This is a genomic window from Clostridium luticellarii, from assembly GCF_002995845.1.
GTDB classification, from domain to species: Bacteria; Bacillota; Clostridia; order Clostridiales; family Clostridiaceae; genus Clostridium_B; species Clostridium_B luticellarii.
In genome coordinates, this window is the sequence record NZ_PVXP01000018.1 from 23,356 (window position 1) to 39,609 (window position 16,254).

Annotated in this window: 6 protein-coding genes and 1 riboswitch; of the genes, 1 reads left to right on the forward strand and 5 read right to left on the reverse strand. The window is 36.9% G+C overall.

Annotated elements, in window-relative coordinates:
• Positions 1–15: 15 nt before the first annotated feature.
• The 3 genes from CLLU_RS08200 to CLLU_RS08210 form a co-directional block, all read right to left on the reverse strand.
• Positions 16–8,637: a glycoside hydrolase family 94 protein gene (locus CLLU_RS08200; RefSeq protein WP_106009255.1), complete on the reverse strand. Its 8,622-nt coding sequence runs from the start codon at positions 8,635–8,637 to the stop codon at positions 16–18.
• 96 nt (positions 8,638–8,733) lie between these two features.
• Positions 8,734–10,029, reverse strand: coding sequence for a diaminopimelate decarboxylase (gene lysA / locus CLLU_RS08205; protein ID WP_106009256.1), 1,296 nt, complete (start codon positions 10,027–10,029; stop codon positions 8,734–8,736).
• A 33-nt stretch (positions 10,030–10,062) separates the two neighbouring features.
• Positions 10,063–11,265, reverse strand: a complete 1,203-nt coding sequence (locus CLLU_RS08210) for an aspartate kinase (protein WP_106009257.1) — start codon at positions 11,263–11,265, stop codon at positions 10,063–10,065.
• A gap of 346 nt (positions 11,266–11,611) precedes the next feature.
• Positions 11,612–11,786: riboswitch (Lysine riboswitch) on the reverse strand.
• A 171-nt stretch (positions 11,787–11,957) separates the two neighbouring features.
• Here CLLU_RS08210 and CLLU_RS08215 point away from each other — a divergent pair.
• Positions 11,958–13,037 (forward strand): ATPase, encoded by a 1,080-nt coding sequence (locus CLLU_RS08215; RefSeq protein ID WP_106009258.1) that lies wholly within the window; start codon positions 11,958–11,960, stop codon positions 13,035–13,037.
• 11 nt (positions 13,038–13,048) lie between these two features.
• Here the strand turns inward: CLLU_RS08215 and hydE are convergent, their stop codons facing one another.
• Both hydE and CLLU_RS08225 read right to left on the reverse strand, forming a co-directional pair.
• Positions 13,049–14,083 carry a [FeFe] hydrogenase H-cluster radical SAM maturase HydE gene (gene hydE, locus CLLU_RS08220; protein WP_106009259.1) on the reverse strand — a complete coding sequence of 345 codons (1,035 nt, stop codon included), beginning with the start codon at positions 14,081–14,083 and terminating at the stop codon, positions 13,049–13,051.
• On the reverse strand, positions 14,076–16,235 hold the full coding sequence (locus CLLU_RS08225; protein WP_106009260.1) for a HelD family protein: 2,160 nt from the start codon (positions 16,233–16,235) through the stop codon (positions 14,076–14,078). Before CLLU_RS08225 ends, hydE begins: the two co-directional genes overlap by 8 nt.
• Between the last annotated feature and the right edge of the window lie 19 nt (positions 16,236–16,254).

Genomic DNA, 16,254 nt, shown 5'->3' on the forward strand with positions numbered 1-16,254 from the left:
AAAATTTTAATATTTTTATATATTAACTTTAACCTGATGCCGCCCGCATTCCAAAAAAGGTATTATTTCGTCATGAATTTTATTATCATCAAGCCATATTCCCTTTTCGCCATCTTTGGCAACCTCTATGTTATAGATACATTTACCTCTGGTATATGTTATATTGTAATTTTTCCATTCTTTCGGCACAGATGGAGCTATGGTAAATCCTTTGTCTCTTTTAAAAGTCATGCCCAGTATTGTCTCTATACCTGCTCTGTAGAGCCATCCGGCCGCACCTGTATACCAGCTCCATCCTCCTCTTCCCACATGTGGATCCACTGCATACACATCTGCTGCTACCACATAGGGCTCCACCTTATAAACCTGAGAATTCAAATAAGTTCTGGTGTGATTTATAGGATTGAGCATAGAAAAAACCTCATAGGCCTTATCATTTCTCCCCATTTTGGCAAAAGCCATAATTGACCATATTGCAGCATGGGTATACTGTCCTCCATTCTCTCTAACTCCGGGCAGATATCCTTTGATATATCCCGGCTCGAGAGATGATTTGTCAAAAGCTGGAGTAAGCAGAAGTATAATTCCTCTATCCTTTTTAACCAGATTTCTGTAAAGGGCATATACTGCCTCCTCAGCTCTGGATTTTTTTGCAGCTCCGGATATAACTGCCCAGGACTGAGATATCGAATCAATCTGACACTCCTCGTTTTTAGCAGACCCAAGGGGAGTTCCATCATCGAAATACGCTCTTCTATACCAGCTTCCATCCCAGGCATTTTTCTCCAAATTGTCTTTTATGAATTCCTTCAGCTTAGAATATTTTACACTATTTTCACTGTCCTTCATGAATTTACACAGTGGAATAAACCCATCCAGTATACTGTATAAAAACCATCCCAGCCAGACACTTTCTCCCTGACCCTTATTGCCCACGGTATTCATCCCATCGTTCCAGTCTCCGGAGCCCATAAGCGGAAGATTATGAGGTCCGAATCTAGAAGCTCTTTCAATAGCCTTTATACAATGCTCGTAGATAGTTCCATTTTGGTCAGATACACCAGATATACTATACCTTTCATCCTCTCCAGCTTTTAACTCACTATCTTGAAGATAAGATGCCCTTTCACACAATACGCTGAAATCCCCTGTATTTTTTATATAATCCTCCACTACATAAGGCATCCAAAGCAAGTCATCGGAAAATCTTGTTCTAATACCGCTGTCTACATAAGGATGCCACCAATGCTGAACATCTCCCTCCAAGTACTGCCTGGATGCACTATAAAGTATGTGTTTTCTGGTTATATCCGGCCGTACATAGGAGACAGCCATTACATCCTGAAGCTGATCCCTGAAACCATAGGCTCCTCCGGATTGATAAAATGCAGTTCTGGACCAATACCTGCAGGATATCACCTGATACATGAGCCATCCATTCAGCATTATATTTATGGAATCATCAGGCGTACTGACCTGTATGGTTCCAAGAATACCTTCCCAATACTTTTGGCTGTTCTTTAACTCCTGTTGAACACTTCCGGCAGCACTGTATTTTTTTATAATTCTGCCTATTTCCTCAAAATTGTCTTCCTGCCCAAGAAGAACTACAATCTCTTTTTCAGAGTTCTCATCAAGTTCCATTTTCACCTTCTCAGCCAGGCATGGATCAAAACCGGCTCCCACGGTATTTGAAAGATTTTCAATTTCAAGTCCCCTAGGCTCCCATACACTTCCCTGGCGGCCTATGAACTCTTTTCTGTCTCCCGTATATGACATCTCTCCTTCGCCCAGTATTTTCAAATAGCATATGCCGTCTTTAAAATGCTGATTGTAGGCATTTCTGCCATATATAAATTTCTGTGTGTCGTCAAATCCCGTGCATACATATTGTGCCGTCTGCTCATGACAAACTCCCATGACCAGTTTTGCATAATATGTCATTGATATTCTCCTTTTCCTATCACCCATATTTCGCAGTTTTATCCTGCATATCTTGACACTGTTCTTCATATCTGCAAATACAGTCATCTCACCTGTTATTTTGTCTGCTTCATGCTTAAAAACAGAATATCCAAATCCATGCTCTATTACATACTGACCTGAATCTCTTATAGGTCCAGGAGATATACTCCAGATATGGCCTGTATCATCATCCTTTATATATACATTCTCCGCTTCGCCGTCCACTACAGGATCATTTGACCAGGTTGTGAGTTTGTTTTCCCTGCTGTTTTTATTCCATGTATAGGATATACCGCTTTCAGAAATATGAAATCCAAATTTCTCATTGGAAATTACATTTATCCATGGAGCGGGGGTAGTATTATAATTTTTCAGTACTATTATATATGACCTTCCATCTCTCGAAAATCCACCTGTACCATTAAAATATCGAAGGGGGGGAATTTCAAAACCATGAGAAGAAACTGCCCTGCCGTTATGGCCGTAGATTTTAAATTCTTCCCAAATTTTATTTTCCACCGAATCCTCCTTACTCATAAACTGTTCAAATATCTCCCCTTTTTCTCCATCTATGACGAACCTGGATACAGCTTTTAGAAGATCAATATCTTCTTCTTGAACTGTACTTCTATTATAAACAAATACTTTCCCACCTTTATTTCTCTTGATTCTAGACAAACTTGAATTTACCGCATTCCGCAGTTTATCCTGAAGAGGCTGAGTATAGGCACTATTTTCCATATCAAGCAGAACCAAATCCACTGCTAAATTCTTCAAAGTCCAATACTCATGAGCACATAAAAGCTGCCTTACAAGACTCATATTGTTTTCATTTCTCACAATAAGAAGAACTATGGGAAGATCTCCAGAAATTCCATAAGACCACAATGCAGATTGGCCTTTTCTTATATTCATAATATACTCATGTCTATTTTTAAATGAATCACTCATAAATAATATTCTTGAAGCCATTCTTTGATATACATTTATCTGATTTGATGTTATTCCCAGGTACTTCATCTCCAATTGAGTTTCAGTCCATGAAAGTTGAAATATCCTATTTATATTACACATTTCACTGTATTTGTTAGCAAGTTTAACTGCACTTTCTTCAGAATCCGCCTGAAGAGTGCTGTAGGCCACTCTTCCCGTCTTGCCAGGTTCTATTCTTACCCTAACCCTCATACTTATTATAGGATCAATTACTGCACCTGTAGATTTCGTAAGCTGTACATCACTGTCCATTGCCCTTGGATGTTTGAGACTTCTATTCCTGCCTATAAAATTATTTCTGTTGGTTTCATACTGAACAGAACCTGTTTGTTCACCTTCCACAGCTATCGTCTGTACAACCCATTTTTTCTGTTCACCTGCACTTCTGGATCTCCTGCTGGCAATAACGCAGGCAGGTTTTTCAACAAACTGGGTCTGTATGAATAAATTGCCGAAAGCAGGATGAACTAAATCTGCATTATATGGAGACATGGTAACTTCCATATAACTGGTTATCTCCACTTCCCTCACAGAATTACTCATATTTGAAATTGAAATTTTTCTTATTTCTCCCCTGTCCTCACTGGAGACGGTAATTTCCGTACGGGTTCTCAAATTTCCATCTTTCCTTTTAAACTCGGATTTATGGGGAGAAAATACAACCTCATATTCTTCAGGACTGTCTTTGCAGGGCTCATAGGCAGCACTCCAGTATTCATTGGAATTTATGTTCTTTATGTAAAAGAACATCCCCGTGTCATTTGTAACAACATCTTCACGATATCTATAAAGCATCATATCTTCAATTTTACTGTATCCACTGCCGCTGTTTGTCGTCATCAGAGAATAATTTTCACTTGAAATTATGTTTACCTCCGGTATATCCGTTCTGGCTGTAGTATATTTTCTCACAATTATATTTTCATCTTGAAAATTCACTCCAGGTTCTCTAAAATCTTCATTTTTGTCATAGACAATATTCCTGGGTGTCTTTTCCTGAAGCAAAAGTTCCACGGCCTTTATCCTGGATATACTGTGGAATCTTTTCTGAAGTATATTTTTCATCAGGACATTGTCCAATGACATAAAACTCATTCCTTCGTGATGTACCATAAAACACTTTACCAACGCATTTTTCTGGTTTTTTTTAAGTCTGCTGCTGGTGTAGTCTACAGCGTCATAGAAGCCATATCTTCCCTCGGCCTTCAATTCAATAATAGATTTTATATTATCCAGAGCACTTTTAAAATCAACTTGAAGAGCCATTACAGAAGCATATGGTGCAACCACCAGTTCATCAACAAGTCCTCTCTTAAGCCCAATACCAGGAACTCCAAATGCCTTGTACTGATATGTTGAATTCAGATCAAAATCATAATATGCAGATTCCGAAATACCCCAGGGTACACTTTTTCTGTGCCCATACTCTTTTTGTGCTTCAACTACATGCTTGTAAGTACTGCTGAGCAGAGTATCCGGAAAGCTCTTCATGATTATAAGCGGCATTAGATATTCAAACATAGTTCCTGACCAGGATGCCAGAGCTCTGCCTCCTCCAGCATAAGTCATGGCCCTGCCCAGGTTAAACCAATGGGATTTTTCCACCTGACCTTTGGCTATGGCCACAAAACTGGCCTGCCTGGCCTCAGATGCCAGCAAATCATAATAATTATTTCCCACAGCATGATTTTCTACATCATATCCGATGGCAAACAACTGACTTTTTCTGTTATACAATATAGTAAAATCATGATCTTCACTGAGCTTTGCCAGCTGGTATCTTGTATGTTCAATTCCTGCAATGAGATCTTTCACCCGATCTCTGGTATTTGCCAGCATCTCCCTCAAGTCATCTGTATATCTATCATATTCCTTATTATCCCCGCAGCTCTCCTTCAAATTACCGTGGAGCAATCTGTCAATCTCATCAGGTAATTTTTTAAGCGATATTTTACTTGTCAGCTCATTTAATTTGAGTTTATACCCATTTACTTTCCCCTGATCATTTATAAAACCACTCCAGGGAAAAAATTCATCTATCTCCCTGTAAAAATCAGAAGCCATACATTCAACTTTTTTATTCCAGTATAAATCGCCATAATTTTTATCAATTTCCCTGCATTTTTCCGCAATCAGCTTCAAAAAATTTCTTGCCGAAAATATATCGGTTATATTTTCCTCTTTTATGAAATCATCATATATTTTCCCGGTTTTAAATTTTTCTTCTACTTCTCTCTCTGCCAGCTTCAAGGTATCTTTTAAACCGGAGACTAAATTTTTATTCATAAGGGGATAATCCATATACTCTTTGAGCGCCTCTTCCGAAAGCCACATATACCCCACAAGATTTCCACTGTCCACTGTAGATACAAATCTTGATCCCAGAGGAGTTTTTGACTTTATATCATACCAATTGTAAAAATGACCTTTGTACTTTTCCATTGATTCCATACTACAGATTATATTTTCAAGTCTGTATTGAACCCGGCTTATTCCAATGTAGCCCAAATCATAAGCTACTATATTGGAGGTGATACCCATGGCCATGTTGGTGGGAGATGTCCTATAGGCCAGACCTTTGTATGGATTTTCCTGATAATTGTCCGGCGGAAGCCAATTGTTTTCCGGAAGTATAAAATCTTCAAAATAAGCCCAGGTTTCCCTGGTCAATCTCCTCAGCAGTTCTTTTTCTTCACATTTGATCTCCACTTTTTCATTATTTTTTTGCTCCCTGCTCACATTAAATGCTGTCCAGGGGGCTAAAAACCAGATTATACAGGATGGCAGTATAAAAAGACCTGTATCCATACCTCTTCTAAAAGCCAGAACAGCTATAATTATTCCAGCAGCACTGCTGATCCACATTGACTTAAGATACCCCACAAAGGTTTTTGCGGAAGCAGCCTCTGCATCGGCTGCAGTCTGCCACTGAAGCAGATTTTTTTTACTTACAAACACCCTGTAAATTGTCCTTACTATGGCATCCAGCATTAAATAAGCCTGATGGGGCAGAAAACTCAATATAAGGAAAAACTGTTCCACTACATTTCTGAAACCCACTATCTTACCCGAGAGACTTATTCCTTTTGAAGGAGATACCACAGTTTCCGATACATCAAAAAATATGGGGCATAATAATGAAATCAATGCTATGATCAGTAAATTATCCGGGGTATAAAATAAAGTTAAAGCTGCTATGATGAGTACCATTATGGCAGGCTGCACAGAACTTCTTCTTAAATTGTCGAATATCTTCCACCGGGATAATTTATTAAGGGAATTTTTTTTGAAAATCCAGGGCAGCAGCTGCCAATCTCCCCTCACCCATCTGTGAAGCCTTTTACAGCTGGAATTGTAATAGGCGGGATATCCGTCAATAAGTTCCACATCAGTTAAAAGAGCGGCCCTCACGTAGGAACCTTCCAATAGATCATGACTCAACACTGTATTTTCCGGTATTTCACCTTCCAGTACTCTTTTGAAAACATCTACATCATAAATTCCCTTGCCTGTATATATTCCCTCATCAAATAGATCTTCATATACATCGGAAACAGCCGTAGTATATGGATCTATACCTGTCTGTCCCGAGAAAATTTTGGAATACACGGTTTTATTTGCACTCACCACTCCTACACTTATCCTGGGCTGCATCAGTCCATGTCCCCTCGTTACCTTTTTACCATCCAGATAAGCCGCATTAAGTGGATGAACCATGGCACCTACTAGAGATTTAGCTGTATCTTTAGGAAGTATGGTATCCGCATCCAGGGTTATTACATATTTCACCTTATATAAACTGCTTATATCTCCACTTATAACCTCAAAGCTTGTAGTTCTATCTCCTCTTATGAGAGAGTTGAATTCCATCAGCTTGCCGCGTTTTCTCTCCCATCCCATCCACTTTTTTTCCTTTTCATTGTATCTTCTGCGTCTGCTTAAAAAATAAAATTTATCCCTTTCCTTATCTCCATATTTTTCATTGAGTTTTCCTATTTCATCCAGTGCCGTGTCCACTATAATTTTATCTTTATCTTCTTCCTCTTTGATACTGTCCTTGAAATCTTCAAGAAGTACAAAATACAAATTTTTCTCTTCATTTGCCAGATAATACACTTCCATGTCATTTATAAGTTCCTTCATCCTGCCTTCATCGCTTGTAAGAGCAGGTATTACAACTGCAGTGCTGAATTTTTCAGGTATGCCCTCTTTGAATTCCATTTTGGGTATGAATCTTGGTTCAGAGAGTCTGTTTATACTCCAATTAAATATAGATGTAAATATTTCACTGCTGGGTATTAAAAACACAATGAACTGTATTACATACTGCCACAGGGATAAATTACCCGTATAGAAATTCACTCCGGATATCAGGGAATCTAAAAAAACAGTTCCGAATATTATAGTTCCTATATAGAAATCTTCAGTTATACTCTTAGTAACTTCAAAATCAACTTTTTTATATTCTTCACCACTGTGCTTTATCTTTTTCTTCAAACAGCATATACCCGCATCCATTAAATAATAGCCTACATGTTTTTCATAATCTTCAAAAGAAGTAGAAGCCTCTTCTGCACATTCCACCGCTTTTTTAGCTATAAAAGATTCAGGCACACCTATTTTTTTAGATAATTTTTCCACTATATGTCTGTAGTGATCTCTTGAATAAAAATCCATTCTTCCATAGACTCCGGCAGGATCCTTCTGCAGGATCTGCTCCACATAACTCAGCCGCTGAAAATTTTCTTTCCAATTGAGGGCACATATCTCCCTTATGCCATTTATGGAGTTTTCCATTGACACCTGATATATCCCCTGTTTCTGATGGTCAATATTAACCATTCTCTTCACATTGCTGTCCCTTTTGTCCAGTTCCTCATCTATCCATCTGTAAATCCTAGTGTCTTCTATAAAATTGTCCCTCAGCGTTCTTATAAGTTTTTCCGTAAAATGAGACGAAAATTTGATTTTTCGACTCCTCAATGCCTCTATGGTATCACTTACATTTTTTCCTGAATTTATGATTTTTTCCGCTGTAATCTGAGCCCTGTCTCTCTCTTTCTGCATGAAGATCATCTCTTCTATTATATTACTTATGTTCTGCATCAGAGCTATTCTTATCATTGTAGGCAGTAACCATAGCTCACAATTTTTCAATATGGTATTTTCCTCATATGAATTTATAAAATCCTCTATTGTATCTTCATCCACAGTTCCATAAGTATGGTCCAGCATCTCTTTGGCAATATAGTATATTCTCGGGTATCCTTTCATAGCACCCTCCTCTATTACCGGAAGAGATCTGTAATAGTCCTCAGTCATGCCCGCCTTTATATCCTTGTATTCTTTTTTTATCAGATATAAATTATCCAGAAGCCATTCAGCACAAGGTATTATCTCTGCTCTTTCTTTAATCTTGTAATCAAAGAAATTACATCCCCTTAAAATTGCTTTATACCCCTTATCCAGACTTGTCATCAATTTTTTTCTACAGCTTTTTTTGCTGTCAGCTGCTGGAACAATAGCTATTTTTCTGGCATATTCTTTTAATTCTTCTCTATCTGCATTAAAAAGAGATATATCATTTTCCAAATTGTCATTTACACTACTGCATTTCTTGAAGTTTTTATAAATTATTACCATCAGCAAAACTACAACCACACTTATAATATAAAGCATAAAAAAATCCATCCTTTCCTGTGAAAAAGAATTTCGTAATACTTATTGTTTCCAATAAAGCATAAAATATTAATTCACAGAAAGGATAGATCAAAATTAAATCATTATTTCATTTTCTATAATTTCATCAAAACTCTGCCTCTTGGAGATTAGTTTTGCTTCTCCATCTTTTACCAAAACCACTGCTGGAATTGGTATTTTATTATAATTACTTGCCATGGAATAACAGTAAGCACCTGTAGTAAACACCGCAAGAATATCCCCCGTTTCAACCTTTGGAAGCTTTACATCCTTTATCAGGATATCTCCTGATTCACAGCATTTTCCACCTACAGTAACAGTTTCCTCACCGCTTTCCTGAATCTTATTGGCTACAGCACATTCATAGCTGGCCTTGTAAAGGGCAGGCCTTATATTGTCTGACATTCCACCATCTACAAATACATATTTTCTTATGCCGGGAATATTCTTTATTGATCCTATGGTATAAAGGGTTGTACCCGCATTCCCTATTATGGATCTCCCAGGTTCTATTATTAAAGACGGGAGCTTTATATTTAATTTTTGAGCTTCCATTCTGGCCTTTTTGAGTATGATACTGCAAAAGTCCTCTATGGATCTGGGTTTATCTCCTTCAGCATAATATATTCCAAATCCTCCCCCAAGATTCAATTCCTCAATTTCATAACCTATCTCATATTTAATCTTTTTTGCAAGGCCGAGCATGATTTCAACTTCGTCCTCGTAGGGTTTTATTTCAAATATTTCAGAACCTATATGACAGTGAATACCTACGAATTTCAAATTAGACATGTTCCTGGCTTTTTTTATTACATCCATGGTTTCACCATTCAACATGGTAAATCCAAATTTAGAATCCACCTGACCTGTCTTTATATAATCATGGGTATGTGCTTCTATGCCTGGAGTCACTCTAAGCAGCACCTTTTGAATTTTATTTCTTTCCTGTGCTGCAGAATTTATTTTCTCCATTTCACAAAGATTATCTACTACAAATCTTCCAACTCCAAGCCTCACTCCCATTTCAATTTCTTCCGGTGTTTTATTGTTGCCATGAAAATAAACTTTTTCCATGGGAAATCCACTTTTAAAAGCAGTATAAAGTTCCCCACCGGATACCACATCCAGATATAATTTTTCACTGTTTATTATATTGCACATGGCCAAATTTAAAAATGCCTTTCCAGCATAGGTTATCTTATTATTTTTATCTCCTTCAAAAGCTCTATAATATCTTTTACATTTATCCCTTACTAAATTTTCATCTACCACATAAAGAGGAGTTTTAAATTTCTTTGCCAGATCCTCTGCACTCACCCCTCCAATATATAAAACATCATCTTTAACCTTCATGTTTCCGAACAACCTCATACTGGTTTCCTCCTAAAAGTTTTCCCATAACCATTATAGGTTGAATTCCCTGGCTATGACATTTATTGTTTTGATTTTGTCCTTCTGATTTATAGCACAGGTAATTCTTATTTCAGATGTAGTTATCATCTTTACAGCTATGTCATTTTCCCTGAACAGTTTAAACATTTTAGCCACCACTCCCGATGTGGTTTTCATTCCTATACCGACTATGGAAAATTTGGTTATATCCTCATCTATGTCAATTTTTACTTCATTATTGGAATAGGATTTTAAGATATCCAGGCATTCCTTCAAATCATCTTTAGGTATGGTGAAAGATACATTTACCTTGTTATCTATAGGTGCAGTCTGGCTTATCATGTCCACATTTATTTTCTTATCAGCTACTTTCTCAAATAAATTGGAAATAATATTTATATCATTATCAATATTTCTAACTGTAATTGCCACATCTTCATCACTAGTAGCCAATCCTGTCACTGGTTTACTTTCTAAATTCATATCATCTACCTCCCTGATAATTGTTCCTCTTATATCACTGTTACTTAATCCTACATATACGGGTATATTATATTTTTGTGCAAGCTCTATAGATCTAGAATGCATAACCTGAGCGCCTAAGCTTGAAAGCTCAAGCATTTCTTCATAATCTATCTCATCCAGTTTTTTTGCATCTTTATATTCTCTAGGATCCACACTGTATATTCCATCTACATCTGTATAGATCTCGCAGGTCCCATTTAATTTCACTGCTATGGCAACTGCTGTAGTATCCGATCCCCCTCTTCCCAGAGTCGTTACATCACCTTCATGATTTATACCCTGAAATCCAGCCGCAATTACAACTTTACCCTTGTCTAAAGCTTTCTTTATCTTATCCTCGTCTATGTCATCTATAAGAGACTTTCCATACTGTCCACTGGTTTTTATCCTAATTTGATAAGCCGTATAACTTACAGCATCATATCCCAATGCCTTAATTGCCATGGCAAGAAGGGCACAGGATTTCATTTCACCAGTGGACAAAAGTGCGTCAAGTTCTCTCTTGTCCGGATTGTCTGTAATCTTTTTTGCCAATGCTATAAGATTATCTGTAGTGTCTCCCATTGCAGATACTACAACTACTAACTTATTGCCGGACTTAACTTTATTTACCACTGACTTTGCCACATTCTTTATCTTCTCTGGAGTTCCTACGGAACTTCCTCCATACTTTTGAACAATAATTGCCATAATACTCCTCCCTAATCTTTTATTATCGAGTGATTTTAAATTCAGATAAAGTCTATCAACAGAAACTGCTTCTCTCAACCTGAACCTTATAGAAGAACTTAGCCGTTGGGTACCATTTACTTATTCTCCACTTTACAAAGCCGGAGACTCATCAGCAACAAGCCTGGAATAAAAAATATGTACAGCAAAGGAACACACCTATACTGTACAATCATACACGGTTGTGTACCTTTGTAGCTCTCCACTAAAATAGTTTTGCCAAATTTCATCAAGCAATTCCTGGTTTCAAGAGAAAAAATTCATTCATGTAAAAATACTTTTCCTGTTGAAACAACGTGATAGCCGTGAAATAAATGAAAATACAGCAAACACGTATTTTAGTGACAGCTTTGCACATATTTTATACAAAGCCAAAATCAGTTCCGCCAAACTAATTTTTCGGCTGTAATTCCTTTCTTTATTTCTAAAACGTCTGCCAACTAAAAACAAATACTATTAATCACAGCGCCTCCACCCTAGGTAGCTAAATTATTAAATTGTTCTCAGTTTATCATAAATGCTGACTGATTTCAACCATTTTCAATAAAACAATTATTATATATTCAGTGTCGTACCATTATACCTTTAAGTGGAACCCATGAGAAATATTAGCATATCATATTAATGATTGTAATATTTAGGAGTGTATATAAATGAATGATAAAATAAAACATTTCTTTACAAGTGGAAATACCTCAAAGGATCTCAACTTGTTTTTAGACTTTATAACAAATCAGGAAACATTAAATAAAAAATTTCTTTTAAAAAGCAAATCTTTATTTTTAAAATCATCTCTTATAGAAAATATAGGTGAACAATTCAGGAAAAATGGATATGAGGTAGAATATTATCACTGTGCTTATGATAAAAACTTATTGGATGGAATAATAATAAAAAAATTAAACATAGCATTATTAAACAGCAGTCTATTAAATGATACAGATTCTTATACCGGCTATGAGGTACTGGATCTAGAGGAAAATCTCAGCAAAGATAATCTTAAGAAATATACAGAAATGCAAAATGATACAGAAACAGAGATCAGAAGCGCTCTGGACAGGTTCTACAGATTTATAGAAGCTGCAAGACTCATGCAGGAAGACTGGGGATACTGCAACAAACTTGCCGTTGATTACTCAAAATTAACTGCAGTCATCCAGGATTTAAAATCAAAAATATTCACCGCGCACCCCCATAAAACTCCAGGCAAAAGCAGGCATCTATTTGCCACAGCCCTTACTCAAAATGGCATAGTATCTTTTATAGATACCTTGTGCAGCAGCCTGAAAAAAGTATATGTGCTAAATGGTGATCCCGGCACAGGAAAAAACATGGTCCTCAAAAGCATTTATAGAGAAGCTTTGAAAAAAGGTCTGTATGTGGAAGTATACCATCATCCACTTATAGAAGATAAACTTGAACACATTATAATTCCCGAATTAAATACCGCCCTTATAACTTCCAATGAGATCAACAAATCACAATTCAACGGTATGCAGATATATATGAACAATCTAATCGACTACAGTAAAATAAATAAGTCAGATGTAGAGAAGGACAAAACAAATTTCTATTTTTTTCTTAACAAAAGTCTATCCATAATAGGAACAAATAAAAATCTTCAGAACAACCTGGAAAAATACTATTTTAAAAATATAGATTCAGAGGCTCTAAGTATCACCTGCAGAAAATTTTTAGCTGAATTGAAAGAGTGTGAAAGACAAAAGCCCTAACCAATTTTTCATCATGCCTTCACCCTAAATCCCTTGGAAGCAGATACAGCTCTTCCTATGGTAACTATCTTGCCAGTTATACAATTTTTACAGTTGGCAGGAGTGTCACCAGTACAGATCTTTCCCGGATAAAGTGCGTAGAGTTTTCTGTACACACCTTCTGTTACATTCGGCATTACTACATTGGCCCCACTTTGAAGAGTTATGGTTCTTCCCCTGGGGTTCAATGTTTCCATAGCCGTAGTAGCAGGAATATTGATATTGGGCATTAACAGTCTGGTAACAGCCACCACCTTGAGGCTGGTCAAAAAATCTCCTCCTGTTTCATCTTTTAAAGGCGTGTCTTCATTTGGAATAAAAGGCCCCACCCCTATCATGTCCGCATCTATATCTTTAAAAAACAATATATCATCTGCCAGTGATTCAAAACTCTGCTCTGGAAGTCCAATCAAACATCCTGTTCCAACTTCATATCCCAAAGTCTTTAGATCCCTAAGACAGCGTTTCCTGTTTTCATGGCTCATGCCCGGATCCATTTTTTTATAGAGCACCGGATCCGTGGTCTCTATCCTTATTAAATACCTGTCAGCTCCAGCCTCTTTATAGGCCTTATACTCCTCAAATGTCTTTTCTCCTATGCTCAATGTCAAAGCTACATCCATCTTCTTTATATTGGATATTATATATCTCAATTTATCCACTGTATAGTAATCATCTTCCCCGGACTGCATAACTATTGTCTTATAACCATACCCGACTGCTTTTTCAGCCAGCCTGATTATTTCATCCGGCTGTATCCTGTACCTCTTGATATTTTTATTATCACGTCTCAATCCACAGTACATACAATTTCTCTTGCATATATTGGAGAATTCTATAAGTCCTCTCAAATGGACATCATCCCCCACATATTTTTTCCTCACTCTATCTGCTGCTTTAAAAAGCTCTTCAGTGCAGTCATTGTCTTTAAAAAGTGAAACAATTTCACTTTTTGAAAGGCTGTGACTGTATTCAGCTCTTTGAATCAATGAGATCAATTTATTCATACTGCCTCAACTCCTTTTCTCGAGTAATAGAAGAAATGCTGTACACATGCAGCTCATGCAGGGCCCTACTGGCCACTATATACTTTAACGTATTTTCATCAGATTGATATGAAGAATCCACCATTATAACTGCGTCAAATTCCAGCCCTTTGGAAAAATAGCTTGGAAGTATGACTTCTCCACTGGAATAGATCATATTCTCTCCACTTATAAGTTTTATATATGTCTTTTTCTTGAGCAAACTTCCCAGAGCTTCTGTGTCCGCCAGATCCCTGCAGATCACCGCAGTACTTTCATATCCTTTTTCCTTTAATTTTTCAATATCCTCCAATATCCTATCCACAAGCTCTTCCAGATTATCCATCTTTTTTTCTACAACCTCTGTTCCTCTTCTTATGGGAGATATGTTTCTGCTGTTTTTCAAATATCTGTTTGCATAACTGGTTATCTCATTTGTAGATCTATAGCTTTTGTTCAGCAGGAAATTCTTTATTTCCAGGCCTGAAAAAATATCATTCAAGTTCATCATGGCCGGCACTTCCTTTGAAGGCACAATTCTCTGGTTTACATCTCCCACCACGGTAAATGATCTGCATCCGGTGAGCTCCTTTATAACTTTAAACTGCAGTGGGGAATAATCCTGGGCTTCATCTATGACTATATGTTTCATTTTTTCTCTATACCTGGAGCCATCCAATTTCATTTTCAAATACAAGATGGCAGCTAAATCATCATAAATCAGTTTTTTGTCTCCATTGAAATTTTTATACAGAGATACTATATCAGGCTCCTCCAGCCATTTTAACTTGCGTTTCTTTATTCTTATAACTTCTTTTATAACTTCTTCTATCTCAATTCTCTTTTTGTATTCCAAATTTGTTCCTTGAGCATTCAGTTCCTCTTTTGTCATATTCTCGATTTTACGTCTATATTTTTTTTGTATGGACTGCACTCTGACATTTCTTTCATCTTTTATTCTGGAATATATAACCCCTTTCAATCTTCTGCTTCTTTTAAACAGGGGCATATCCTTAAAATAATATCCCAGCATGTTTTCCATCTCTTCTTTGGTAACTATTATCTTGTCATAAAAAAGTACATTTTCCGCTGCAAAACAATTTTTCTCCAGTCTGCTTACCAATTTATCCATATCAGCTATAAATTCCAGAGAATTTTTATAAATTATTTCATCCATAAACTGTTTATCTGCCCTTAAAATATTTTCCATGTATTCCTTCAGATCCATAATATCCGGCAGGTGTAAAATGCTCTCTGCGAATTCACCAAATGTGAGCTGGGTAACTCCCTCTTCCCCCAAGCTTGGCAGTACCAGTGAAATATAGTCCATAAATATACTGTTGGGACCCAGTATGAGCACCTTTCCCTGAAGCAGTTTTCTGTAATTATACAACAGATAGGCCACCCTGTGCAAAGCCACAGTGGTCTTACCGCTGCCAGCTATTCCATTTACCACAACAGCCCCTTCTCTGGGCTGCCTTATCAGAGCGTCCTGTTCCTTCTGTATGGTCATCACTATATCTTTCAGTTTTTGTCCCGAATTTTTACTCAACACCATCTGTAATATTTCATCTTTTACATCCATATTGGAATCAAACATTCCCAGCAGTTTCGACTTTTTTATAATAAACTGCCTCTTGCCCAGTACATCTGCTTTTACTGTTCCACCAGGGGATCTATATGAAGTGGATCCCAGGCTGCCTGAGTAAAATAAACTGCATACCGGAGATCTCCAGTCCACTATAACAGGCTCATAGTCTTCCCTGCTGCTCATTCCAAATCTGCCTATATATATTTCTTCTACACCATACTCGTCTTCAAAACTTACTTTTCCAAAATAAGGCGTCCCTTTCAATACAGTAAGCTCTCTTATGCTCTTGTTTATCAATCTGAATTGCTCTTCCTTTGTATACACCTCATGGTTAAAATACTCTACAGTTCTGTCTTCATCATCTTCATACTGTTCCAGATTTTTTTTCCTCAAATATAAAATATAATCCACAACTTTTTTTCTGAACCCTATAGATTCCATCATCTTTGCATCTATCTGCTTTAGTACTTCATTTAATTTTTCTCTTTCGGAATTCAGCTGAATTTCCCTGTTTAACTCACTTTCCAAATCATCTTCATACATTATCTATATCTCCATTCAC

What these genes read in the sequence shown, in the direction of transcription:
- lysA (WP_106009256.1), bottom strand. Translation starts at nt 10,029, where the DNA reads ATGAGGTTGTTCGGAAACATGAAGGTTAAAGATGATGTTTTATATATT.
- CLLU_RS08200 (WP_106009255.1), bottom strand. Translation starts at nt 8,637, where the DNA reads ATGCTTTATATTATAAGTGTGGTTGTAGTTTTGCTGATGGTAATAATT.
- hydE (WP_106009259.1), bottom strand. Translation starts at nt 14,083, where the DNA reads ATGAATAAATTGATCTCATTGATTCAAAGAGCTGAATACAGTCACAGC.
- CLLU_RS08215 (WP_106009258.1), top strand. Translation starts at nt 11,958, where the DNA reads ATGAATGATAAAATAAAACATTTCTTTACAAGTGGAAATACCTCAAAG.
- CLLU_RS08210 (WP_106009257.1), bottom strand. Translation starts at nt 11,265, where the DNA reads ATGGCAATTATTGTTCAAAAGTATGGAGGAAGTTCCGTAGGAACTCCA.
- CLLU_RS08225 (WP_106009260.1), bottom strand. Translation starts at nt 16,235, where the DNA reads ATGTATGAAGATGATTTGGAAAGTGAGTTAAACAGGGAAATTCAGCTG.